Genomic DNA, 23049 nt, shown 5'->3' with positions numbered 1-23049 from the left:
ATTTTTCGGAATAGGTCCAACTTATTGCCAATTCGAAGCAGCATTTCGTATCAATCGTAATCGATACGCTCGGGCGCCGCGCGTTTCCGCGAAATCCACATCTCAAATGCAGGCGTTCGAGCCGAAAGCGACTTTAGATGCGTGTGGCTAACAGATGGCTAATCCCGGCGGCGCTCTTCTGGTGCGCGATAGCCTCCCTCCAGGCCGGAGCGGCGCCCGCGCAACCCTGCGCCGAGATCGAGGAGGCGGGGGCCGCCTACACGGTCTGCGAATTCGACGCTCGCAAATCGACGATCCGCTTGTTTCTGAACGACGCGGCCGGGGTCGTGTATGGCGGCTTCTCTCGCCTCGCCGACAATCTGGCGGGGAAGGGCGAGACGCTGGTCTTCGCCATGAATGCGGGGATGTATGACGCGGCCTTTCAGCCGGTCGGCCTTTTCGTCGAGGCCGGGACGACGCTGCACGCCGCCAATACAGCCGCGGGCGACGGCAATTTCCATATGAAGCCGAACGGCGTCTTCTGGATAGACGGCGCGCGGGCGGGAGTGAGCGAAACGAGCCGCTTTCTCAAGTCGCGTGCGCATCCCGCTTACGCCACTCAGTCCGGTCCCATGCTGGTCCTGGGGGGACGCATCAATCCACGCATTCACGACAATAGGACTTCGGAAAAGTTCCGCAACGGCGTCGGCGTTTCCGGCGGCCATATCGTTCGTTTCGCGATTTCCAGCCAGCCTGTGACGTTTCACCAATTCGCCCATCTTTTCCGTGAGCGTCTGAAATGCCCCGACGCACTGTTTCTGGACGGCGGCTCGGCCTCGTCGATCTATGCGCCGTCCGTCTCGCGGCATGATCGCTTTCATCCGGTGGGTCCGTTGGTCGGCGTGGTGGAGAAAGGGCGCTAGCTCATTTCCTTTTGGGCTCGGTGACGCAATGGCGCGCCTCGCAGGCGGCCATCGTGTCTTCCAGCGACGAGCCGAGACAAAAATAGAAATGATGGTTCAAAAGATCCTGCGCTTCCTCTTTATGGTCGGCGTTTACGGCGAGGCCGGATTGACAAGGCACGGAGACCAGCTCGCAATCATCCGCCTTCCTGCAGTGGAACCAGCCGGCGGGAAGATTGGCCTCGGCGCGAATGCGGGCGTCATAGTCGTCGAGGTGGTGCGCCACGGCTTGCTGGTTGAAAGCGACAAAGGCGCCGAGCGACAGGATACGGAGCAATTTCATTGGCCATTCTCTCCTGCTTACGCGCTCGTCAGGGCGCCGACATGCGCTGCGACCGACGACGCCAAGTCCAATGGACGATAGCCGCCCTCGAGCAGGGAGACGATCCGGCCGTCGCAGCGCCGCGCCGTGATATCCATGAGGCGGAGCGTGACGTCGCGATAATCTTCCTCGACAAGCCGCAGCCCGCCGAGCGGATCGTGAAGATGCGCGTCGAAGCCTGCGCATAAAATGACAAGGTCGGGAGAGAAGGCGTCGAGCCGCGGCAGCACGCGGGCAAGCATCGCCTCGCGGAACGCCCCGCCGCCATCGCCCTTGCGCAAAGGCGCGTTGACGATGTTGTCATGCGCGCCCGTCTCGGTGACGGCGCCCGTGCCGGGGTAATGCGGCATTTGGTGCGTGGAGCAGTAAAGCAGGTTCTTTTCGTTCCAGAAAAGCTCTTGCACGCCATTGCCATGATGCACGTCGAAATCGATAATGGCGACGCGCTCGGCGCCATGCGCGGCCGTCGCATGACGCGCGGCGATCGCGGCGTTGTTGAAGAAGCAGAAGCCCATGGCGCCGTCTGCGCGCGCGTGATGGCCGGGCGGCCGCGACGCGACGAAAGCGTTGCGCGCCTGCTTTCGCATCACGGCGTCGACCGCCGCCACCGCGCCGCCCGCCGCGCGACGGGCGGCCTCCAGCGTCCCCGCGCTCATGATGGAGTCGGCGCCGAGATGGATGCGCCCCTCTTTCGGCGCCGCCTGCTCGATGCGCGCCAGATGCGACGGCGAATGAACGCGCAGCAGCGCCCCGCGCGACACCGGAGGCGCCTCGATGCGGGCGAGCGTTGCGAAGCGCGGCTCCTCCAGCGCGGCGAAGATCGCGGGCAGCCGCTCGGGACTGTCGGGCCAGCCGGGGCCCGGGTCATGTTCCAGCGCGGCCGGATGGGAGACGAGGAGCGTGCCGGGCGTCCCGGCGCGGGCGTCGAAAGCAGCGAGGCTGACCGCGCCCGCGAGCGCGGCGCGGCGGGTGATCCCTCGACCCGCACCTGCGAAAGGATTTCCAACGCCGCTCATTGCAAGGGCTCCGGCAGGGGAACAGGAATAGGCGCGCCTGAAGGCTCGCGGCCCATCCTTGGACCGCGAGCCTTCAGGCTCGCTCCTATATCAACCGCCGACCTGTCCCCGATGCCGCAGGAAATGGTCCGCCAGCACGCAGGCCATCATGGCTTCGCCGACCGGCACGGCGCGGATGCCGACGCAGGGGTCGTGGCGGCCCTTGGTGACGATTTCCGTCTCATTGCCGTCGCGGTCGATCGTGCGGCGCGGCGTCAGGATCGAGGAGGTGGGCTTCACCGCAAAGCGCACGACGATGGGCTGGCCCGTGGAGAGTCCGCCGAGCACGCCGCCCGCGTGGTTTGACAGGAAGCTCGGACCGGCTCGCATCTCGTCGGCGTTTTCCTCGCCCGAAAGTTCGGCCGCCGCGAAGCCGTCGCCAATCTCGACGCCCTTCACGGCGTTGATCGACATCATCGCCGCCGCGAGGTCGGCGTCGAGCTTGCCGTAGAGCGGCGCGCCCCAGCCGGCTGGCGCGCCTTCGGCCACGACTTCGACGACGGCGCCGATGGACGAGCCCGCCTTTCGCACGCCGTCGAGATAGTCGGCCCATCGCCCGGCCATGACGGCGTCGGGGCAGAAGAGCGGGTTCTTATTCACTTCCGCCCAATCGAAGCGGGCGCGGTCGATCTTGTGCGGGCCGATCTGAACCAGCGCGCCGCGAATGGTGACGCCCGGGATGACCTTGCGCGCCACCGCGCCGGCCGCGACGCGCGCCGCCGTCTCGCGCGCGGAGGAGCGTCCGCCGCCGCGATAGTCCCGGACGCCGTATTTCGCGTCATAGACGTAATCGGCGTGGCCGGGCCGGTATTTGTCGGCGATCTCGCCATAGTCCTTCGAGCGCTGGTCGGTATTCTCGATGACGAGCGCGATGGGCGTCCCGGTCGTGACCTGAACGCCGTCGGCGCGGGTGAAGACGCCCGAGAGGATTTTCACCTCGTCCGCCTCGCGACGCTGGGTGGTGAAGCGCGACTGGCCGGGTTTGCGCTTGTCGAGGAAGCCCTGAATATCCGCCTCGGTCAATTCGATTCCGGGCGGGCAGCCGTCGACGACCGCGCCGAGCGCGACGCCGTGGCTCTCGCCGAATGTGGTGACGCGGAAGAGATGGCCGAAGCTGTTGTGAGACATGCGAGGTTTTTAGGGGCCGGGCCCGCGCGGGTCAAATCGCCCTGATCCTTCGACTTTGCGCCGTTCGCAAACCGGCGTAGAGCGAAAAAGACATTTTTTGACCGGGAGCGTTTCGATGTTTGCAAAAGCCGTGATGCTTGCGGCGGCGACGGCGGCTCTGCTGGCGACGCCCGCCTTGGCGCATGATCACGACAGGCGTCATCGTTACGGCGACCGACATCGCGGCGGGGCGTGGATCGGCAATAATCGCGGCCATGTCGGCTCGCCTCATGGCGGCCATTGGGGCGGCGGGCATGGTCAGCTCAGCCCGCGCGGGCAGGGCGGCTATCACTGGGGCTGGTGACGCGCCGGAAGCGTTTCCTGTTGGTTCCCCGGCGTGGGCGCGGGCTCAGCCGCTGCAACCGGGGCCGCCAGCAGCCGCCGCAATTGCGCGACGGCCGCCGTCACGAGACCCATGCGCGGCCGCGCGGGGCCGATCTCCACCGCCGCCATGTTCGCGAGCACCTTTTCGAGGTTGCCGGTCGGCTGGCCGGCGTCGGTGAAGAGCAGCAGATCGTCGTTCGGCGACGCGGCGACGCCCTCGGCCACATGCGCCGCATAATTGGCGATGCGGGCGAGCTCTCCCGAACAATTGACGACGCCCACGAAGGGCGGCGGCGGGGAGGGCGCGGGAATGTCGGCGAGCGCGGAGGCCGTGTCGATCGTCGCCTCGTCGTCGGTCGCCGGTTTCGCCGCCGGGGCGCGTTTGGGGCGCGTATGCGCTTCCTCTACGCCGTCCATAATCGAGGGCGTGGGCATCAGCCCCGGCGGATGCGGCGGCCTGTGGCGGAAGCGACGTAACGCCGCCTGCCGGTAAGCCTCGGCGCGCAGGCGCAGTTCGGCGATTTTTTTGGCGTGCTCGGCCCTCGTTGCGACTTGCGTCGGCGAAGGCGAGGCGACGCCGCCGCGTCCATGCGCGGCGAGCCAGCGCGCGCGCAACGTGTTTTGAATGCCTTGCGGGGCGAGGCCCATCGGCACGACGCGTTGCGGCAGCATCCGGGCCATGCCTTCGCGCGACGCCGCCGGGCCGGGCGTCGCGCGCGCGATCATGGGCGAACATTGCGCCGGCGCCCAGCGCTCGACAATGGCGCGGGCGCTGCGGCGCTTGTAGTCGACGTAATAGCGTCGCAGCAGCAACGCGGCGACCGCGGCGCCCTCCTCGGCCGAGGCGAAGGCGACATGGCCGTCCGCGTCCGAAGCAATCTCGCCGTTCCAGCCAGCCCGCTTCACGCACCAGTAATTGTTGAGCTTCACGCAGCGCGCCGGGTCGTTCTCCTCGGCGGCGAGCGCGCGGCGCAGCGCCGAGACGGGGCTCATTTCGAGCCAGCTTGCGCTCTCGATGCGCCAATTGTCGACAGCGCGTTTGTCGGGCGCATAGGCGGGCGCCGGCGTACGCCAGACGACCGAGGCCGGCGCGACGACGACGGCCGGCGGCTTGGCCGGCGACGCGGCGGTCAGAAAGGCGACGAGCGTTTCGAGCAACATGAGCCGAGGCGCTCCGGTTTCGACTTAGTCCGGGTCGTCGGCGACGTCGTCGCGCAACGCCGCCGGCGTCACGAAACGATAAAGCCGGGCTGTTCCCTTCCGGACCTCAGCCCAATGTTCCGTTTCGAAGTCCAGAATGGCAAGCGCGGCGGTGGGATAGCTCGATCTCATCTGATCGAGTCCCGCCGCGTCTCCCCCGCCGGCGAGCCAGTCCGCGAGTTCCGCGAAGCCGGGATTATGGCCGACGGCGAGCAGCGTCCGCACCTTGTCCGGCGTCTGCCGCAGCACCTCCACGAGATGCTCGCGCGTCGCGAGATAGATCGTGTTTTCGATCAGATGCGTCACATGGCCAGGAAAAGCTTCGAGCGCGCGCTCGAGCGTCTGCTTGGCGCGGCGCGCATTGGAGGCGACGGCCAGATCCGGCGTCATGCCCGCCTTGTGCAGAAATTCGCCCACGAGTCGGGCGTCCGCTTCGCCGCGTCCCGTAAGGGGCCTTTCCCGATCGCCGCCCGCCGAGTGTCGATCCGCTTTGCCGTGGCGCAAAAGAAGTAATCGTCGCATGTCGGCCTCTGTAGCACGCAAACCCGAAAGGCCGCCATCCGGCGACCGTCGTCTGTCTGGCGGCCGCGACAAAACGACTCGGGTCTTTACCGGGAGCCACGGGCCGTGCAAGCTCGCTTCGAGCCCGTTCCAACGCAGCGTGAAAGTTTCGACAATGCAAAAACTTGCCCACAGAAGCGCGGGCGCGGCGCGCCTGTCGTCGTTCGCCGCCGGCGCGGCCGCGCTTCTGGCGCCCTTCGCCGTCCCGCGCGCGGCGGAAAGCACTGTCGTCCTCGATAATTTGACCCTCGCGATCGGCCAGACGACCTGGCGCATTCCTCATCTGGAGTTGGCGGGCGCGACCTTGACGACCGCAGAGCTCGCCGATCTCTTCAAGGGCGACGAGAAAGCTGTGGACGGCCGGCTTGCGCGCCTCTCGGCGAAGAACCTCGTCATCCCGTCGCTTACCGCCGAGAGCAAAGTCGGCGACGAAACGCAACGCACCGAGTACCGGGATGTACGGGCCGCTGACATCCGCGCCGGGCGCATCGCGTCCCTTCGCGCCGCAGGGGCCGAGCAGACGTTCGAGAAGGCGAATGGCGGCTCTGAGCGCTATCTCTGGGGCGCGAGCCTCGCCAAGGGCGTGGATCTTCGCCAGCTCGTTCATATGGCGCTCGCCGTCCGGGTCGATCCGCAGGAGGCGCTGAAACCGCTCGTCGAGGAAGAGAGCGTCGAATCGCTCACGCTTGAGGACAAAGGCGCGCGCCTGACCGTGACGACCGGGCGCATCGCCGCGACGGGCGTGAAGGGACGCGCGCTGTCGTCGCCTGCGACGCAGCTTCTGGAGCGGCTGCAGAAATACGATCCCGACAAGCCGGAGGCCGATCCGGCGCTGCAGAAAGATCTTGTCGACGCCCTTGCGTCCATCGACGTCGCCTCCTTCGAGATCCGCGACCTTATGGCGAGCGGCAAGGGCGAACCGGCGGAGAAGCCCTATACGACAAAGGTCGGGCGCATCGCCGCGAGCCGGATCGCGGGCGCGACTGTGGGCGATTTCTCGCTGGACGACTTCTCAATGCAATCGTCCGACGGCGGCGTGATCGCTTTCAGACGTTTCGCCCTGCGCGATGCGCGTCTGGCGTCTTTCATCGACAATCCCATCCCGCTGATCGGTCACATCGGGATCAAGGGGCTCGATGGCGATTTGCCCGACGCGCATTTGGGCGAGGCGTCGCGGATGAAATTCAGCCTGGCGGGCGCGGAAGCCGATTTCATGAATTTCCGCGAGATTGCGCCGACCCGATTCTCCGCGCGCGTCGATAATCTTTCGATCGATCTCGCCGCACGCGGCGAGGCGCCCTCGACGGCGCAATTTCTCGCGCTCGGCTATCGCAATCTCGATTTCTCGGCCGCGCTCGCCGGCGAATGGCGCGAGAAAACGCAGGAGGCCGTCTTCGCGCCCCTGCGCTTCGAAGGGAAGGACATGGGCGCCGCGACGCTCGACGTGACCTTCGGCGACGTGTCGAGCGCGGTCTTCTCCGCCATGCCGGTCGTCGCCAGGGCGGCGGCGCTGGCGTCGTCGGTGAAATCCGTCGCGCTCACGGTCGAAGGCGGCGGCCTCGTCGACCGCGTGCTCGCGCTCGAGGCCCGGAAAGACAAACAGCCGCTGGAAAAAGCGCGCGCCGATTACGCCAAATCCGCCGCGATCGTCACGGCGTCGCTGCTTGGCGGCGGAGAAAAGGCGAGGAAGGTCGCCGATGCGGTGTCGGCCTACATCATGGCCCCCAAGCGTCTCCATGTGCGCCTCGCCTCCGCGAAGGGGATCAACGCGCTGGATGTGATGGGCAAGAATTTTTCCGATCTGTTCGAGGGAATCGACGTCGAGGCGACCGCGGACAAATAGGGAGCGCGACAGGCGCGTGCGCCAGCGCACGGATATGAGTCGCGAAGCGTCCTTTGCTGAAAGCGAGCCCGCGCAATTTTGCGACGGGCGCCGCGACGGCGATGGGACGGCGACATGCGTAGATTCACCATTTCTATCTCGGCGCTGCTGGCGCTCGGCGCCGGCGCCAAAGCGGAACAGACGCCGGCGGACATCAATATCGGCAGCGCGGCGTTGATCGAAAAGATCGTCGAAGGCCTTACGGCTGAACGCAATATGCGGTTGAAGGCCGGCGACGCCGTGTTTTTCAACGAGCTGCTGACGACTGGCGGGGAGTCGAACGGAAAATTCGTTTTCGACGACCGCGCTTCGCTGCAAATGGGTCCGCTATCGCAAGTGCGACTGGATAATTTCGTCTACGCCAATGGCTCCGGCGGCGCGCCGGGCGTGGCGTTCAACATCACGAAGGGCGCGCTGCGCTTCATCAGCGCCGCGGGCGCCCACAAGCCCTATGAGGTGCGCACGAACCGGACGACCATCGGCGTGCGCGGCACCGCCTTTGCAGTGCGCTCCAACGATCTGCGGACCGACGCCGTGCTGTATGACGGCGCGATCGAGGTCTGCCTCCCGCAGGGCGGCGAATGCCGTACGCTCGACAAGCCCTGCACGACCGTCTCGGTCACGGACGATGGCTTCGAGGAGACGCGCGCGGTCGGCGCTCGGGATTGGACATTCGACGAGCAGTGCCGGCCGAAGCCCGCGCCGATACAGAAACGGCGCCACGGCGCCGCCGAGCCGCCCGCAAGCCCGCCCCCCGCGATTGCGCCCCGGCGCATGGCGATGCGGGAGCCCGTGCGCCCCGAACCGCCGCGTCAGCAGATCGCGCGGCCAGCCGAGCCGGCCCCACCGCGCCGCGCCGCCGTCGGGCCCGTCCGGCCGCGCTGGCCAGCCCGGCCCTCGAACCAAACGGTCGTCTACGAGGAAACGGAATACACGCCCGTCTATTTGGCGCCGCGATTTCCGGTGAGGCCGCCGGTCGTCTTCGGCGGCGGACCCTTCTATCCGCGCTTTCCGGGCGGCGGCTGGGGCGGGCATTATCCGCAACGCCAGTGGGGCGGCGGCATGACCGGCGGCGGCTATGGCGGGATGGCGCAGCGCTGGGGCCGATACTGAGCGGCGCGTTTCGGTCTTGCGCATTCTCCTCCTCCCTTTCTCCGTGAAGCGGGGAGAGGGGGCGGTCTCGCGATAACGGCCCGCCAGCTTTATCCTTGAAAGCCGCCCTCAGCTCGCCAGGCTCTTCGCCAGCTCGTTCGTAGCCGCCGCCGCGGCGGCCGGGTCGCGGACGTGGCGGCGCCGAAATCGGCGGCGGCGCCCATCAGCAGCAGCGCGCGGAACTAAATTGGCGAAAGACGAGGCCGGCGCCGATGGATAGATTGCGCATTCGCTCGATTGTCCTGCTATTGGATGGGCGCAGGTTAACTAACAGTCTTTCACCATGGTTAACGGTGACGGCATAGGCGGGCCAAAGGGCGGGCAGGAGGGCGGATGCTGGAAATCGCGGTTCAGATGGACCCGCTGGAGCGAATCAATTTCTCCGGGGATTCAACCTTCGCCCTCATGCTGGAGGCCAAGCGGCGCGGCCACCGGCTGTGGTTCTACACGCCGGACCTCCTCTCGCTCGAAGGCGGCCGCCTGACCGCCCGCGCGCATCACATCGACGTCTTCGACGATCCGTCTCGCTGGTTCGCGCTCGGCGAGGCGCAGGAGATCGACCTGATCACGATGGACGTGGTGCTGCTGCGCCAGGACCCCCCTTTCGATCTCGCCTACATCACCTCGACGCATTTCCTGGAGCGCATCCAGTCGCGCGTGCTGGTGGTCAACGATCCCGGTCATGTGCGCAACGCGCCGGAAAAAGTCTTCGTGATGGATTTTTCCGACCTGATGCCGCCGACGCTCATCACGCGCGACCGCGCGGCGATCGAGCGCTTCCGGGCGAAGCATGGCGACATCGTCATGAAGCCGCTTTACGGCCATGGCGGCGCGGCGGTCTTCAAGGTGACGCCCAAGGACCCGAATTTCGGCTCGCTTTTCGACATGTTCAGCGCGACGTTCCGTGAGCCTTGGGTGGCGCAGCAGTTTCTGCCCGAGGTGGCGAAGGGCGACAAGCGCATCATTTTCGTCGACGGCGAGGCCATGGGAGCGATCAACCGCGTGCCGGCCCAGGACGACATCCGCTCCAACATGGTGCGCGGCGGCGCGGCGGCGGCGACCAACCTTTCTCCGCGCGAGAAGGAGATTTGCGCCCGCCTTGGGCCGGAGCTTAAAAAGCGGGGGCTGATCTTCGTCGGCATTGACGTGATCGACGGGCGGCTGACGGAGATCAACGTCACCTCGCCGACCGGCTTGCGGGCCCTGAAGCGCGTCGGCGGGCCCGATCTGGCGATCCCGCTTTTCGACGCGATCGAGACGCGGCTTCAGGCGCTGCGCGCCGCAGGATGAATTTGATGGATCAGACGGTTTCCGCGGGCGTCTTCGACGGGCTCGATCCTGCGACGGGCTTCAAAGGCTTGCGAGCCGCGCTCGCGGCGCCGGTCGCGGAGCTTTGCAAGACGGAAAAGGGCCACGCCAGGCGCACGGCCGTGGTCGATCTCTTCCGCTCGACGCTCGTCGAAGGGCGCGAGCGCGCCCGCGCGGGGCTTGAGGCGCGGGGCTCGGGCCTCGCCTGCGCGCGGCTCATCTCGCAGCTTCAGGACGAACTGATCGGCGCCATCTACGATTACGTCGTCAACTACGTCTATCCGGCCGACAACCCGACTTTCGCCGAGCGCCTGACCATCGTCGCCGTGGGCGGCTATGGGCGCGGCATGCTGGCGCCGGGTTCGGACATCGATCTGCTCTTCCTGCTCCCCTACAAGCAGACGCCCTGGGGCGAGAGCGTCGTCGAAGCGATCCTCTATGTGCTGTGGGATCTGCGCCAGAAGGTCGGTCACGCCACGCGCTCCGTCGCCGAATGCATGCGCCACTCGCGCGCGGACATGACGATCCGCACGACTCTGCTCGAGTCGCGCTTCATTCTCGGCAGCTCGGAACTCTTCACCGAATTGCAGGAAGCGTTCGACAAGGAAGTGGCGCGCTCCGACGCGCGCGAATTCGTCGCCGCCAAGCTCGCCGAGCGCGATGCGCGCGTGCGCCGCGCGGGCGCCTCGCGCTATCTCGTCGAGCCGAATGTGAAGGAAGGAAAGGGCGGCCTGCGCGACCTCAACACGCTCTTCTGGATTTCGAAATATGTCTATCGCGTGCGCGATCCCGAGGAGCTCGTCGCGGCCGGTCTTTTCACCTCCGCCGAGCTGAGCCTTTTCGAGCGCTGCGAGGAGTTTCTCTGGCGTGTGCGCTGCCATCTCCATTTCGCGACGGGGCGCGCGGAGGAGCGGCTCTCCTTTGACATTCAGCCGACCATGGCGCGGCGCCTCGGCTATCACGACCGCGCGGGACTCTCGCGCGTCGAACGCTTCATGAAGCATTACTTTCTCGTCGCGAAGCAGGTGGGCGACCTCACCGCCATCGTCTGCGCGGCGCTGGAGGAAAAGCAGGCGAAGCCGCCCGCCATTTTCGAACGCTTCATGCAGCCCTTCCGGCGCCGCCGCAGCAAGGCGCCCAAGGGCGACTTCATCATCGACCACGATCGCATCAGCGTCGCGGACGCGAACGTCTTCCATCGCGATCCGGTGAACATCATCCGCCTGTTCTGGATGGCGGATCATCACGGCCTGCCGCTGCATCCGGACGCGCTGCGCGCCGTGACTTTGTCGCTGCGCGAGATCGACGCCGACCTTCGCGCCGACAAGGAGGCGAACCGGCTGTTCCTCGAAATCCTGCTCTCGCGGAACATGACCGAGATCATTCTGCGCCGGATGAACGAGACGGGCGTGCTCGGGCGCTTCGTTCCAGACTTCGGCCGCATTGTCGCGATGATGCAGTTCAACATGTATCATCACTATACGGTCGACGAGCATCTGCTGCGCGCCGTCGGCGGACTTTCCGATCTTGAAGCCGGGCGCTTCCCAGACCATCCGCAGCTCGTGAGCGAAATCCTGCCGACGATCGTGAACCGCAAGGTTCTTTATCTCGGGCTCTTCCTTCACGACATCGCCAAGGGTCGCAAGGAGGATCACTCGATCGCCGGCATGGAGGTCGCGCGCACGCTTTGCCCGCGTCTCGGCTTCACGCCGGGGGAAACGGAGACCGTGGCCTGGCTCGTCGAGCATCATCTCACCATGTCGAGTTTCGCGCAGAGCCGCGACCTTTCGGATCGCGTGACGATCGAGAGCTTCGCCGCCATCGTGCAGACGATGGAGCGGCTCAAAATGCTCTTCGTGCTCACGGTCTGCGACATCAACGCGGTCGGTCCCGGCGTGCTGGACGCATGGAAATCGCAGCTTTTGCGCGTGCTCTACTGGGAGACGGAAGTGGTGCTCGGCGGCGGCCATTCCTCCGTGGACCGCAAGAGCCGCGTCGCGGCCGCCGTCGCCGAATTGCGCGCGGCTCTGCCCGAATGGAGCGACGAGGCGTTCGAGGCCTACGCCAGGCGGCATTATCCCGCCTATTGGCTCAAGGTGGACGTCGCCAGAAAAGCGCGCCATGCGCATATGCTCGAAAAGCTCACCGGCGCCGAAACGCCGCTCGCGACCGCCGTGGAGCTCGATCGCACGCGCGGCGCCGTGGAGCTCACGGTCGTCGCGCCGGACCATCGTCGTCTTCTTTCGATCATCGCGGGCGGCTGCGCGGCGAGCGGAGCCAATATCGTCGATGCGCATATCTTCACGACGGCAGATGGGCTCGCGCTCGACACGATCTTCTTTTCGCGCGCTTTTGACTTCGACGAGGACGAACTGCGGCGCGCGCGCCGCATCGCGGAGTTCATCGCCAAGGCGCTGCGGGGCGACGTGATCGTTTCCGACGCGGTGAAGGCGCGCGTCACGCAGAACAAAGCGCCGACGGCCTTCAGCGTCGCGCCGGAGGTCGTGGTCGATAACAGCCTTTCAAACGTCTATACCGTCATCGAGGTTTCGGGCCTCGACCGCGAGGGGCTGCTTTTCGATCTCACCAACGCGATTTCGAAGCTCAACCTCAATATCGCGTCGGCCCATATCGTGACCTTCGGCGAGCGGGCGGTGGACGCCTTCTATGTCACCGACCTCACCGGGGCCAAAATCGTCGGCCCGCAGCGCCAGGCGACGATCAAACGGGCGCTCCTGGAGGTCTTCGCCCCGGCCGTCGAGAAGCGCCCGAAGGCGCTTGTCGTCGGGGCGCAGAATGTCGCGGCGACTTGATTTTGCGGCCTCGAGCGCAGATATCGTGGCCTTTGAAGACCGTCCCTTATCGAAAATCGGACATCCCTTATCCAAAAGACGGACATGAGCATGAGCGACCAGAGCAACGCCGAGAACAACGCCGAGACCCCGCCGCCGCAGGGCGCCAATGCGGACGAGGCGCACGCGTCCTCGCTGTCGCAACCCTCGGCGGAATCCCCCATTACCGAGCCGGAGCCCTTTACCGAGCTTGAAAATCTCTATCAGGAAAACGCCAGCCTCAAGGACAAGGCGCTACGGGCGATGGCGGAGGTGGAAAATGTCCGCCGCCGCGCCGAAAAGGAGGTCGCCGACGCCAAGATTTACGGCGTCGCAAATTTCGCGCGGGAGATGCTGGCCTTCGCCGACAATCTGCGCCGAGCCGCCGAGAGCGTGCCGGCCGAGGCGCGCGCCAATCTGGACCCCGTCGCGAAGGCGCTGCTCGACGGGCTCGGCGTCACCGAGCGGGACTTTCTGGCGCGGCTCGCGCGTTTCGGGGTGAAGCCGATCGAAGCGCTGGACGCCAAGTTCGACCCCAACCAGCACGAGGCGCTGTTCGAAATCCCCGACGAGACCAGGCCCGCCGGCACGGTGGCGCAGGTCGTGGAGCAAGGCTACATGATCGGCGAGCGCGTGTTGCGTCCGGCGAAAGTTGGCGTGACGCGCGGCGGCCCCAAGGCCTGACGGCGCGACGATGGACGCCCCTGCGCCGAACCACGCGAAGGCTGCGGCGGAGCGCCCCGGCGTGGTCAACGCCTCCGCCTATTGCAAGGGCGTCAAGGTCGCCGACATCGACATAGACGAGGCCGGCGACTGGGCGAAGCGCCCGGACCATGTCGTCTGGATCGGGCTCTATGAGCCCGGCGTCGATTTGCTGGAGCGGGTGAGACGACAGTTCTCGCTGCATCCGCTCGCCGTCGAGGACGCCGCCAACGCTCATCAATTCCCCAAGCTGGAGGAATTCGACGACAGCCTCTTCATCGTCGCGCGCACGGCGCAGATGGAGGATGGGCGCGTCGCTTTCGGCGAAACGCATTTATTCGTGGGCGCCGGCTATGTGGTGACCGTCCGCCATGGTTCCTCGCAAAGCTATGCACAGGTTCGCAGCCGCTGTGAGGCGCGCGCCCAGCGGCTGTCGGAGGGCGAGGACTTCATTGTCTACGCGCTCCTCGACTTCATCGTCGACAACTATTCTCCCGTGCTCGACTGCATCAACGATCAGGTCGAGGATATTGAAGATCATGTGTTGGCGATCACGATGGGACAGGAGGAGATCGAGCAGCTTTATACGCTGCGGCGCGATCTGTTGCGGCTGCGCAACGCGGTCGTCCCGCTCGGCGACGTCTGCCGCCGACTGGAGCGCACCGACATCGTCTTCATCGATCCAGTGATGCGCCCGCATTTTCGCGATGTGCGCGACCATCTGCGCCGCGCGCAGGAGCGTATCGACACGCTGCGCGAGACGCTCGCCTTCGCATTCGAAGCGAGCCTGATGAACGCGCAGATGCTGCAGACCAACATCTCGCGCCGTCTCGCGGCCTGGGCGGCGATCCTCGCCGTGCCAACGGCCATCGCGGGCATTTACGGCATGAATTTCGAGCACATGCCCGAGCTTAAATGGGAATACGGCTACTACGCGGTGCTCTGGGTCACGTTCACGATCTGCGCGGTTTTATATTGGCGATTCCGTAAAGCCGGCTGGCTGTAAGGCGGCTTTATCTCGCAGGGCCGGAGGTCTTCCGGCTCGCCGCGATCGACTGTCGCCCTTTCGCGGGCCGAGCGCGGAGAGAGCGACGTTGTTTCGTCGTCGCGAGCGAGACGAAGCGCCCCGGGGCCGCGACGATCGACTTGATCGAATAGCCGCTTTCTCCAAGACAGACAGGCAAGGACGCGCGCGCCTGGTTTCCTGGGTGATGCAGCCCCGCTTCGCCTTACGAAACTTTCATCCGCCGGCCATTGGACGGCAAGCGCCGAGCCTCCATCTTCATCCTGCAGGCGGCGGTGGCGGCTCCCAAGCTCAAGCTTCCCAGCCATCGTCGCGCAAATGGAGAGTTTTTAAATGCGTCATCTAAATTACGAGCGCAGCCCCGCTATCCCGGCGCGCCGCCGCGCCTCGCGCGCCGCGCTGATGGGCGCGGCCGCCGCGCTTGCCTTTGGCATGGGCGCCGTCGCGCCGGTTGGTCCGGCTTTCGCAGAAGCGCCTTCGGTCTCTCTCGCCCCGGCCGCGGGTCCCGCTTCCTTCGCCGATATCGTCGAGCGCGTGAAGGGCGCCGTCGTCGCCATCAAGGTGAAGTCCGTCGAGGAGTCGCAAAATCCCTTCGAAGGCCAGGGCGAGCTTTCGCCTGACGATCCCATGTATAAATTCTTCAAGCGCTTCGGCGAGACGCCGCAAAAGCGCATGACGATGTCGCAGGGTTCGGGCTTCATCATCAGCGCGGACGGCTACGTGGTCACGAACAACCATGTCGTCGAACATGCGACCGATGTCGAGGTCGCGCTCGATGACGGCCGCACGCTTCCGGCCAAGGTCATCGGCACCGACAAGCGCACCGACCTCGCCCTGCTGAAGGTGAGCGACGGGAACAAGCTCCCTTACGTCGAATGGGCGAGCGTCCAGCCGCGCGTCGGCGATTGGGTCGTCGCCGTCGGCAATCCTTTCGGCCTCGGCGGCTCGGTCACGGCGGGCATCGTCTCGGCGCGCGGGCGCGACATCGGCGCCGGCCCCTATGACGACTTCCTGCAGATAGACGCGCCGGTGAACCGCGGCAATTCGGGTGGCCCAGCCTTCGACACGCACGGCAATGTGGTGGGCGTCAACACCGCGATCTACTCGCCCTCGGGCGGCTCGGTCGGCATCGGCTTCGCTATTCCGGCGGAAGTCGCCAAGGATGTCGTCGCCGCGCTGAAGGATAAGGGCGCTGTCTCGCGCGGCTGGATTGGCGTGAAGATCCAGCAGGTCACGCCGGAGATCGCGGAGAGCCTCGGGCTGAAATCGACCAAGGGCGCGCTGATCGCGCAGCCGCAAAAGGGCGCGCCGGCCGAGGCCGCGGGCCTGAAGGCGGGTGACGTCATCACGGCGGTCAATGGCGAGAAGATCGAGACGCCGCGCGAGCTGGCGCGCAAGATCGCCGCCATGGGCCCGAACAAGTCCGTCGATCTCACCTATATCCGCAACGGGTCGGAAAAGAGCGCCAAACTGACGCTCGGCAAGCTGCCTGAGGAAAAGGAGGCGCGGGCCGACGACGAGGACCTTGGCGGCGGCGCGGCGGGCCGCGCCAGCGTTGCGAGCCTTGGCGTCGAGGTCGCGCCGGCCTCCGAGGTGCGGGGCGCCGGCGGCGAAGGCCTCGTCGTGATCGACATCGACCCCAATGGCGCCGCGGCCCAGAAGGGCGTGCGCCGGGGCGACGTCATCATCGAGGCCGGCGGCCAGCCTGTGAGTTCGCGGGCCGACCTGTCCAACGCCATTGACGGCGCCCGCAAGGAAGGCCGCCGCTCGGTGCTGCTGCGGGTAAAATCCGCCGACGGCGCGAAGTTCATCGCCGTGCCGGTGAAACAAAGCGCAGGGTAAGCGCGCGCTCCCGAAAAGTTGAAGACTTTTCGGATGGGAGTTCGCGCTAGGTAAAGAGAGCGCGCTCCCGAAAAGTTGCAGGCTTTTCGGATGGGAGTTCGCGTAAGGAAGAGCTTCTTGCGACGTGGACCGCGAAACTGCACCCGCCCGCAGGCGGTCCCACGCAAGGAAGAGCGACGGGTCTAGCCAGCCCCCTCCTGGCTCCTGTCGCAGGCGGGCCGGCGCGTCCCCTCGCGCCGGCCTGCCGTTTTTCAGCAAGGTCGGTTATTATGGCGAGGATGCGCATACTCATTATCGAAGACGACAAAGAGGCGAGCGATTATCTCGTCAAGGCGTTCCGCGAACAGGGTCACGTCGCCGACCACGCGGCGGACGGGCTCGAAGGCTATGCGACGGCGCAAGCGGGCGATTACGACGTTCTGATCGTCGACCGCATGCTGCCGAAGATGGACGGGCTGTCGCTCATCTCCAGCCTGCGCGAGCAGAAGGTGGAGACGCCCGTGCTCATCCTTTCCGCACTCGGGCAGGTCGACGACCGCGTGAAGGGCCTACGCGCCGGCGGAGACGACTATCTGCCCAAGCCCTACGCCTTCTCCGAGCTTCTGGCCCGCGTCGAGGCGCTGGTGCGCCGCCGCGTCGGCCCGCGCGGCGAGGAGACCCATTACCGCGTCGGCGATCTGGAGCTCGATCGCCTGTCGCACAAGGTGACTGTCGGCGGGCAGGAGATCGTGCTGCAGCCGCGCGAGTTTCGGCTGCTCGAATATCTTATGAAAAACGCGGGCCAGGTGGTCACGCGCACCATGCTGCTCGAAAATGTGTGGGATTATCACTTCGATCCGCAGACAAACGTGATCGACGTGCATATTTCGCGGTTGCGCTCGAAGATCGACAAGGGCAGGGAAAACCCGCTCCTGCATACGATACGCGGAGCGGGTTACATGATCAGGGACGGGATGCGTTAGCGCGATTTCCGCTCGCGGACGAGCGATCAATCGCGCCGGCGAGCAGCGTCAGGCGGTCACCACCAGCCGCCCCATCCCCATCCGCGGCCCCATCCCCAGCCGGGGCCCCATCCCCAACCCCAGGCCGGAGCGGTCGCAGCGGCAAGGCCGGCGCCCATCAGGCCCAGCGCGGCGCCTGCGAACAGCGAGCCGGCGGGGTTGTAGCCGTAGCTGTAATAAGGATAGCGGTAATAGCGGTAATACGGCCGCCAATAGCCCCAGTGGCGATAACGCCAGTGGCGATGATAGGGCCGCCAATAGCCCCAGTGACGGTAGCGCCAGTGATGGCGATACGGCCGCCAGTAGCCATAATGGCGATGGCCCCAGTAGCGGCGGTAGTAGTGAACCTCCGTCGTCGGCGCGTTCAGGCCGACCACGGCGGGCGGCGCGACGCCCATGGGTCCGGCGAGCGCCTCGGGCGGAAGGGCGCTGAACGCGGTTGCGCCGCAGAGCGTCGCGGCGATCATGCTTTTCAAATTGTTGCGCATCTCTTTGATACCTGGCTGGCCCCTCTCAACTGAACTTGGATCGCGCCGGGATGGTTCCGTGGCGGGCGGAAGGGCGTTAGAGCGCGTTGCGGAAAGTGGGACCGGCTTTGGCGCGCAGCGCGCTCTGAACTTTTAGAATAGACCGCGTCGCCTGCATTCAGGCGATCCCGCCCGATCTGGCGCGCCTTCGGCTCCATCACGCCGTTCTTATGTGGATCTAAGAGAGTCGCCGAAACGAGACTAGTTTCTTTCCACATGATGACGCAGTCCGGCGGGCGGATCCCCGACTCCCGGGCTGCAGGCAACCTCTGGAGGAGACCGGGCCATGAAACTCAGCAATGCGCGCAGCCTCGCGACCGCGTTGATGGTCGGCTTCGCGGGCGCAGCCGTCGCGGACGACATCAAGGCGAACAGCGACGCGAAGGTCGCCGCGCCCTTCGACATTGTCGAGAGCCGGATCTCGATCGATAAGGACTACGCGATTTTTCAGATGCGCGTGCGGGCCGACGCCGGCGCGGAGAAGCCGGCGGCGACGGGCAAGTTCGAAGGATCGAATGTCTACGCCTATGTCTGGCCGACCTCGCTCGACAGCGCAGAGGTTGGTTTCGAGAAGGGGCAGGGAATCGTCGCTCTCGCCGTCACCTATCATCCGGACTTCGACGACGGCGCGAAGGGGGGGAAAAACCGCGACCATTGGCATCCGCATTGGGTCGTGCTGGCGAAGGACCAGAGCTGCGGCGGCGGCCTGAAGGTGATCGACGTGCCGAAGGACGCGAAGCCGAAACTCCCCGACAACTGGCCGGGCGCGCCGCTCCTGATCGACAGCCCGGACTATCCGACGAAGCTTTCGGGCGACATGGTGGAGGTGCGCGTTCCGCTCTCAAAGCTGGCCGGCTTGAAGAGCGTCTCTTTCGACGCGGTGGCGGCCGGGCTCAAGGTCAATGCAAACCTCCATGCGCCGCTGCTCTGCGTGGCCGACGTTTTCAAGGTCGCGTCCGGCAATCTGAGCCTTCCGGGCAAGCCTGTCCTGAAATAGCGGCGGAAATCTCTCGCGGATGGAGTCGAACCCGGCGTCTCGCGCGCCGGGCTCGGACTGCTGATAAAGTGGGGCTGGCGCCCCTCGTGCTTCGAGACGGCTCCTGCGGAGCCCCTCAGCATGAGGGGCTTCCTTCTTCCGCGTCAACGCCAAGGCCTCACATCCTGAGGAGCGAGCGAAGCCCGCGTCTCGAAGGACGAGGCCGCTCTCGGCGGTTTGTCGGCAAACCCAGCCCCACATTATCAGCACTGCAACCCCGGCGGGCGCGCGCCGCCGGGGTCGAATGATATAACCCGAGCGAAAGGCCGGCTTTGGGATTTTGCATCGACCCCCCATATCTCGGTCGAGTTGCTGCATGCTCACAAGCCTGCCGCGGGCCGGGGAAGAATCCCGTATGTCGTTTTCCAAGCAAAGCAGGGTGAACCAGGTCTCCTTCGGATCGTTGGGCAAGCTCTTTCGCACGACAGCCTTCAAGCTGTCGCTTGCCTATCTCGTCCTCTTCTCCATCGGCGCCGGGCTGGTGCTGACGCGCGTCGGCGCACGGGTGAAGGAGGTGCTGGACGAGCAGATCGAGCAGACGGTCGAAGCCGAGATTCGTGCGCTCTCCGAGCAATATGCGCAGGGCGGGCTCCACCAGCTCACCAACGCGCTGGAGCGCCGCGTGCGCGCGCCGGGCGGCTCGCTTTATCTGCTCACCACACATTCCGGCGAAATGATTGTGGGAAACATCGAACCGACGACGAGCGTGCCGGTCAGCGGCTCGCAACTCGTCGAGACGCCTTACCAGCGGCGCGGCGAGCCGGGCGTGGAGCATCCGGCGCTGCTGCGGCTCTTTCTCATCCCCGGCGGCTTCCGGCTTCTTATCGGCCATGACATCGAAGACCATCAGGTGCTGCGCGACATTCTGCGCCGCGCGCTCGGCGTGTCGCTCTTCTGGCTCGCGCTGGTCGGCGCGCTTGGCGGGCTTTTCGTCGCGCACCGCATGCTGGAGCGCGTCGACGTCATGTCCGCCTCGGCGCGGCGCATCATGGCGGGCGATCTGCACGAACGTCTCGCCGTTTCGGGCGCGGGCGACGAACTCGACCGTCTGGCCGAGAATTTCAACGCCATGCTGGAGCGCATCTCCGAACTGATGACGGGTCTGCGCGAGGTCTCCGACAACATCGCCCATGACCTGAAGACGCCGCTCACGCGCCTGCGCAACCGCGCGGAGGCGGCGCTGCGCGGGGCGTCCGACAATGGCGAGCATCGCGAAGCGCTCAACGCGGTCATAGAGGAGTCCGACGGGCTCATCCGCGTCTTCAACGCGCTGCTGATGATCGCGCGCGCCGAGGCTTGCTACTCGAGCGACAATCTCACGACCTACGACGCCGACGCCGTGGTGAGCGACATTGTGGAAATGTACGAGCCGGTGGCGGAAGAGCAGGGGGTTCGCCTGGAGGCCGTGACCGAGCCCGGCCTTTGCGTGACGGGCAGCCGTGAGCTTCTCGGGCAGGCGGTCGTCAATCTCGTCGACAATGCGCTGAAATACGGCACGGCGGGCGACAATCCGCGCGTCGATGTTTCCGCCAAGCGCGTCGGCGACCGCATTGAGATCACCGTCGCGGATCACGGGCCTGGCATTGCGCCGCAGGATCGCGAGCGCGTCGTGGGGCGTTTCGTGCGGCTCGAAAATTCGCGCTCGCGGCCCGGCTCGGGACTTGGTCTGTCAATGGCCTCGGCGGTCGCCCGGCTGCATCACGGGGCCCTGCGGATCGAGGACAATGCGCCGGGGTTGCGCGTGGCGCTGTCGCTGCCGGCGACGCGCGCGGCGGTCTCACGCGAGCGCGTGGCGTAGGCGGGGCCTCTCGCGATCGGCTGCTGCGCCTCAACCTGCCGCACCACGAGCGGCGTGACGTTCGTGCCGGCGCAATGGGCGCAGGCGAGCCGCATCATCGCCACCGTCCCCATGCCGAGCCGCGAGCGGAAGCGCAGCGCGCCGCCATGAAGGTCGATGAGCGCGCGGGCGATGGCGAGGCCGAGCCCCGAGCCTTTCATGCCGTTCTCCATCACATTCGCGCTCTGTTCGAAAGGGCGTCCAAGCCTGGACAGCGCGCGCGGATCGATGCCCTGGCCCGTGTCCTCGACGAAGAAGGCGATGGCCGCGCCATGATGGCGCACGCGCAGGCGCACGAAGCCGCCGGCCTCGGTGAATTTCACGCTGTTCGAAAGAAAGACGCCGAGCGCCTTTATGATCAACGCCTCATCGCCGACGCAGCGCAGCTTCTCGTCGACTTCCACGATGAGCGTGATCTTCTTTTCCTCGGCGCGGGCGCGCCAGACGCTCACCGCGCGGCGCGCGGCTTCCGCGACGTTCACCTCGCGCTCCGTTAAGCGAACGAGGCCGGCCTCGAGGCGCGACATGTCGAGAATGTCGGAGATCACCTCGTTGAGATAGGTCCCGCCCTGACGGACATTATTGCAATATTCGGTGTATTTCGGCGATCCGAGGGCGCCGAAGGGCTCCGCCAGCATCATCTCCGTGAAGCCGATGATGGCGTTCAGGGGCGTGCGCAGCTCGTGGCTCATATTGGCCAGGAATTCGGACTTCGCGAGATAGGCCGCTTCCGCCTCGGCCTTCTGGTGGTGATACTGCTCGGCGAGCGTCGCGAGCTGCTGCGCCTGCATTTCGAGCGTCTGACGCGAACGCGTCAGATCCGCGACGGTGCCGGTCAGACGACGCTCGGACTCGATGAGCTGCTCCTGATGCCGCTTCAGAGTCGTGATGTCGGCGCCGACGGAGACATAGCCGCCGTCCCGCGTGCGGCGCTCGTTGATTTGCAGCCAACGCCCGTCGGACAGGCGCGCCTCGTATGTGCGGGCGTCTCCCGCGCGGCTTTCGGCCGAGACGATTTCCTGTTGCAGCACGAAGGCTGTGCGTCGGGCCATGATCTCGCCATAGGCGGCGCCGGGAACCGCGACATCCGTCGCGAGGCCGTGGAGATCGAGGAATTTCGAGTTGCAGACGACAAGGCGATTCTGTGCGTCCCAGAGGACGAAGGCTTCGGAAATGGCGTTGATCGCGTCGCGCAGGCGCATATTGGCGGTCGCGGTATGCTGCGCGAGCGCCTTTTGTTCGGAGACGTCGACGGCGATGCCGACCAAATGCAATCCTGCATCCTGAGCGTCGTCGACAAGCTGGGCGCGGGCGCGGATCCAGATCCACTGGCCGTTGGCGTGGCGGGCGCGGAACTCATGGTCGACGCTCTTCGTGCGGGACGCCATTTCGGCGATCATCGAGAGATCGCCGTCATCGGGATGCAGCAGCGCGTTGAGCTCGCCAAAGGAGAGGCAGCGCCGCTTCGCCGGCAGCCCGAGCATCTCATACATGGAGTCGGACCAGTAGATGCGCCCGCGCGCAATATCCCAGTCCCACAGGCCGCAGCGGCCGCGCGAAAGCGCCGCGTCGAGCCGTGTCCGAATATAGGCGTTGACCCGCTCCGCCGCCTGTCTTTTCCGCGACTGGCGGAAATAGGCGAACACGACCGCGAGCAGCATCAACGTCGTAAAGGCGAAGACCACCGCAAATTGCGCGGCGATGGTCCGCCACTCGCCGAGCACATTGTCGAGCGGATAGATCATCGCCACTTGCCCGTAAGGCGCAGGCAGCCTTTGAACCGTCGCGAGCGCAGGCGCTCCGTCGGGAAGCTTGACGCGCATCACGCCGGCCTTGTCCGCGAACTCCGTCAAAACCTGCTCGGCGCCGAGCACATCCGAAAGCGTGGCGTTTTTCGAGTCGATCGGCGGAAAGGCCGCGGCGACATGGCCGTGGTCGTCCGTGATGAGGATACGCCGGCCGCGCGCCGTCGCGCGGCCGGGGAGAACCTTGCTCAGAGGCTCGCCCAGCGATTTCTGCGCGTCGGCCTGGATCTTGTCGTGGAGGTCGTGCCAGACGGCGTGGGCGAAGAGCTCGAAGTCGGCCGTGGCCTCCTCGACAAGCTGATCCTGCATGGCGGTCGTCAGCGCGATGGCGAAGGCCGCGAGCGAAAGAAGGCCAATCGCAGAAACGATGAAGGCGGCCCGCTTCAGCCACGGGCTTTCCCTCGGATCCTTTTCGCCGTTGCCATTAAAGCGATAGGCGCCCCATACCGTTTCCGCGTGACTCATCGCACGAGCTGCGGTGACGCGCGCCATAAAAAAATCTCCGAAAATCTGGCGATCTATCGAGTGGCCC

At 65.9% G+C, this 23049-nt stretch carries 19 protein-coding genes; 12 read left to right on the top strand and 7 right to left on the bottom strand.

Annotated elements, in window-relative coordinates; genetic code table 11:
• Positions 1–137 precede the first annotated feature (137 nt).
• Positions 138–902, top strand: coding sequence for a phosphodiester glycosidase family protein (locus tag ACNHKD_RS15385; RefSeq protein WP_442754359.1), 765 nt, complete (start codon positions 138–140; stop codon positions 900–902).
• Position 903: 1 nt separating this feature from the next.
• On the opposite strand, the gene ACNHKD_RS15380 is transcribed toward ACNHKD_RS15385, so the two are convergent.
• The 3 genes from ACNHKD_RS15380 to aroC all read right to left on the bottom strand — a co-directional run bounded on the left by ACNHKD_RS15380 (position 904) and on the right by aroC (position 3446).
• Positions 904–1224 carry a hypothetical protein gene (locus tag ACNHKD_RS15380; protein WP_442754358.1) on the bottom strand — a complete coding sequence of 107 codons (321 nt, stop codon included), beginning with the start codon at positions 1222–1224 and terminating at the stop codon, positions 904–906.
• 17 nt (positions 1225–1241) lie between these two features.
• Positions 1242–2279, bottom strand: a complete 1038-nt coding sequence (locus ACNHKD_RS15375; RefSeq protein ID WP_442754357.1) for a histone deacetylase family protein — start codon at positions 2277–2279, stop codon at positions 1242–1244.
• Between the two features lie 90 nt (positions 2280–2369).
• Positions 2370–3446, bottom strand: a complete 1077-nt coding sequence (aroC, locus tag ACNHKD_RS15370) for a chorismate synthase (protein WP_442754356.1) — start codon at positions 3444–3446, stop codon at positions 2370–2372.
• Positions 3447–3561: 115 nt separating this feature from the next.
• Between aroC and ACNHKD_RS15365 the strand changes: the two genes are divergently transcribed.
• Entirely contained in the window at positions 3562–3789 is a 228-nt protein-coding gene (locus ACNHKD_RS15365) for a hypothetical protein (protein ID WP_442754355.1), read from the top strand.
• On the opposite strand, the gene ACNHKD_RS15360 is transcribed toward ACNHKD_RS15365, so the two are convergent.
• Together ACNHKD_RS15360 and ACNHKD_RS15355 are read right to left on the bottom strand one after the other, a co-directional pair.
• On the bottom strand, positions 3774–4970 hold the full coding sequence (locus tag ACNHKD_RS15360; RefSeq protein ID WP_442754354.1) for a hypothetical protein: 1197 nt from the start codon (positions 4968–4970) through the stop codon (positions 3774–3776). The two genes, ACNHKD_RS15365 and ACNHKD_RS15360, sit on opposite strands and share 16 nt — an antisense overlap.
• A 24-nt stretch (positions 4971–4994) precedes the next feature.
• Positions 4995–5531, bottom strand: coding sequence for a SixA phosphatase family protein (locus ACNHKD_RS15355; protein ID WP_442754353.1), 537 nt, complete (start codon positions 5529–5531; stop codon positions 4995–4997).
• Between the two features lie 154 nt (positions 5532–5685).
• Between ACNHKD_RS15355 and ACNHKD_RS15350 the strand changes: the two genes are divergently transcribed.
• The 8 genes from ACNHKD_RS15350 to ACNHKD_RS15315 all read left to right on the top strand — a co-directional run bounded on the left by ACNHKD_RS15350 (position 5686) and on the right by ACNHKD_RS15315 (position 17273).
• Complete coding sequence (locus tag ACNHKD_RS15350; protein ID WP_442754352.1) at positions 5686–7413, top strand: hypothetical protein; 1728 nt, start codon at positions 5686–5688, stop codon at positions 7411–7413.
• A 114-nt stretch (positions 7414–7527) separates the two neighbouring features.
• Positions 7528–8565 carry a FecR domain-containing protein gene (locus ACNHKD_RS15345; RefSeq protein WP_442754351.1) on the top strand — a complete coding sequence of 346 codons (1038 nt, stop codon included), beginning with the start codon at positions 7528–7530 and terminating at the stop codon, positions 8563–8565.
• A gap of 372 nt (positions 8566–8937) precedes the next feature.
• Positions 8938–9894 carry a glutathione synthase gene (gshB, locus tag ACNHKD_RS15340; protein ID WP_442754350.1) on the top strand — a complete coding sequence of 319 codons (957 nt, stop codon included), beginning with the start codon at positions 8938–8940 and terminating at the stop codon, positions 9892–9894.
• A 5-nt stretch (positions 9895–9899) separates the two neighbouring features.
• Positions 9900–12725, top strand: coding sequence for a [protein-PII] uridylyltransferase (locus ACNHKD_RS15335; protein WP_442754349.1), 2826 nt, complete (start codon positions 9900–9902; stop codon positions 12723–12725).
• A gap of 90 nt (positions 12726–12815) precedes the next feature.
• Positions 12816–13427 (top strand): nucleotide exchange factor GrpE, encoded by a 612-nt coding sequence (grpE, locus tag ACNHKD_RS15330; protein WP_442756912.1) that lies wholly within the window; start codon positions 12816–12818, stop codon positions 13425–13427.
• A 10-nt stretch (positions 13428–13437) separates the two neighbouring features.
• Positions 13438–14451: a magnesium/cobalt transporter CorA gene (corA, locus tag ACNHKD_RS15325; protein WP_442754348.1), complete on the top strand. Its 1014-nt coding sequence runs from the start codon at positions 13438–13440 to the stop codon at positions 14449–14451.
• Between the two features lie 351 nt (positions 14452–14802).
• Positions 14803–16311, top strand: a complete 1509-nt coding sequence (locus tag ACNHKD_RS15320; protein WP_442754347.1) for a Do family serine endopeptidase — start codon at positions 14803–14805, stop codon at positions 16309–16311.
• A gap of 278 nt (positions 16312–16589) precedes the next feature.
• Positions 16590–17273: a response regulator transcription factor gene (locus ACNHKD_RS15315; protein WP_442754346.1), complete on the top strand. Its 684-nt coding sequence runs from the start codon at positions 16590–16592 to the stop codon at positions 17271–17273.
• A 56-nt stretch (positions 17274–17329) separates the two neighbouring features.
• Here the strand turns inward: ACNHKD_RS15315 and ACNHKD_RS15310 are convergent, their stop codons facing one another.
• Positions 17330–17800: a hypothetical protein gene (locus ACNHKD_RS15310; protein ID WP_442754345.1), complete on the bottom strand. Its 471-nt coding sequence runs from the start codon at positions 17798–17800 to the stop codon at positions 17330–17332.
• A 325-nt stretch (positions 17801–18125) separates the two neighbouring features.
• Between ACNHKD_RS15310 and ACNHKD_RS15305 the strand changes: the two genes are divergently transcribed.
• The gene (locus ACNHKD_RS15305; RefSeq protein WP_442754343.1) at positions 18126–18836 is read left to right on the top strand and encodes a hypothetical protein; all 711 of its coding nucleotides are present in this window, start codon (positions 18126–18128) and stop codon (positions 18834–18836) included.
• A 394-nt stretch (positions 18837–19230) separates the two neighbouring features.
• Entirely contained in the window at positions 19231–20673 is a 1443-nt protein-coding gene (locus ACNHKD_RS15300) for a sensor histidine kinase (protein ID WP_442754342.1), read from the top strand.
• Here the strand turns inward: ACNHKD_RS15300 and ACNHKD_RS15295 are convergent.
• The gene (locus tag ACNHKD_RS15295; RefSeq protein WP_442754341.1) at positions 20574–23009 is read right to left on the bottom strand and encodes a PAS domain-containing sensor histidine kinase; all 2436 of its coding nucleotides are present in this window, start codon (positions 23007–23009) and stop codon (positions 20574–20576) included. The two genes, ACNHKD_RS15300 and ACNHKD_RS15295, sit on opposite strands and share 100 nt — an antisense overlap.
• Between the last annotated feature and the right edge of the window lie 40 nt (positions 23010–23049).

Source organism: Methylocystis sp. JAN1 (assembly GCF_052186135.1).
Lineage (GTDB): Bacteria > Pseudomonadota > Alphaproteobacteria > Rhizobiales > Beijerinckiaceae > Methylocystis.
The sequence above is the reverse complement of the archived record's forward strand: the minus strand, read 5'-3'. Positions and strand labels throughout refer to the sequence as shown.

Bases quoted from the DNA above. Each gene is read 5' to 3' on its own strand.
- ACNHKD_RS15385 (WP_442754359.1), top strand. From the start codon at position 138: ATGCGTGTGGCTAACAGATGGCTAATCCCGGCGGCGCTCTTCTGGTGC.
- ACNHKD_RS15380 (WP_442754358.1), bottom strand. From the start codon at position 1,224: ATGAAATTGCTCCGTATCCTGTCGCTCGGCGCCTTTGTCGCTTTCAAC.
- ACNHKD_RS15375 (WP_442754357.1), bottom strand. From the start codon at position 2,279: ATGAGCGGCGTTGGAAATCCTTTCGCAGGTGCGGGTCGAGGGATCACC.
- aroC (WP_442754356.1), bottom strand. From the start codon at position 3,446: ATGTCTCACAACAGCTTCGGCCATCTCTTCCGCGTCACCACATTCGGC.
- ACNHKD_RS15365 (WP_442754355.1), top strand. From the start codon at position 3,562: ATGTTTGCAAAAGCCGTGATGCTTGCGGCGGCGACGGCGGCTCTGCTG.
- ACNHKD_RS15360 (WP_442754354.1), bottom strand. From the start codon at position 4,970: ATGTTGCTCGAAACGCTCGTCGCCTTTCTGACCGCCGCGTCGCCGGCC.
- ACNHKD_RS15355 (WP_442754353.1), bottom strand. From the start codon at position 5,531: ATGCGACGATTACTTCTTTTGCGCCACGGCAAAGCGGATCGACACTCG.
- ACNHKD_RS15350 (WP_442754352.1), top strand. From the start codon at position 5,686: ATGCAAAAACTTGCCCACAGAAGCGCGGGCGCGGCGCGCCTGTCGTCG.
- ACNHKD_RS15345 (WP_442754351.1), top strand. From the start codon at position 7,528: ATGCGTAGATTCACCATTTCTATCTCGGCGCTGCTGGCGCTCGGCGCC.
- gshB (WP_442754350.1), top strand. From the start codon at position 8,938: ATGCTGGAAATCGCGGTTCAGATGGACCCGCTGGAGCGAATCAATTTC.
- ACNHKD_RS15335 (WP_442754349.1), top strand. From the start codon at position 9,900: ATGGATCAGACGGTTTCCGCGGGCGTCTTCGACGGGCTCGATCCTGCG.
- grpE (WP_442756912.1), top strand. From the start codon at position 12,816: ATGAGCGACCAGAGCAACGCCGAGAACAACGCCGAGACCCCGCCGCCG.
- corA (WP_442754348.1), top strand. From the start codon at position 13,438: ATGGACGCCCCTGCGCCGAACCACGCGAAGGCTGCGGCGGAGCGCCCC.
- ACNHKD_RS15320 (WP_442754347.1), top strand. From the start codon at position 14,803: ATGCGTCATCTAAATTACGAGCGCAGCCCCGCTATCCCGGCGCGCCGC.
- ACNHKD_RS15315 (WP_442754346.1), top strand. From the start codon at position 16,590: ATGCGCATACTCATTATCGAAGACGACAAAGAGGCGAGCGATTATCTC.
- ACNHKD_RS15310 (WP_442754345.1), bottom strand. From the start codon at position 17,800: ATGCGCAACAATTTGAAAAGCATGATCGCCGCGACGCTCTGCGGCGCA.
- ACNHKD_RS15305 (WP_442754343.1), top strand. From the start codon at position 18,126: ATGAAACTCAGCAATGCGCGCAGCCTCGCGACCGCGTTGATGGTCGGC.
- ACNHKD_RS15300 (WP_442754342.1), top strand. From the start codon at position 19,231: ATGTCGTTTTCCAAGCAAAGCAGGGTGAACCAGGTCTCCTTCGGATCG.
- ACNHKD_RS15295 (WP_442754341.1), bottom strand. From the start codon at position 23,009: ATGGCGCGCGTCACCGCAGCTCGTGCGATGAGTCACGCGGAAACGGTA.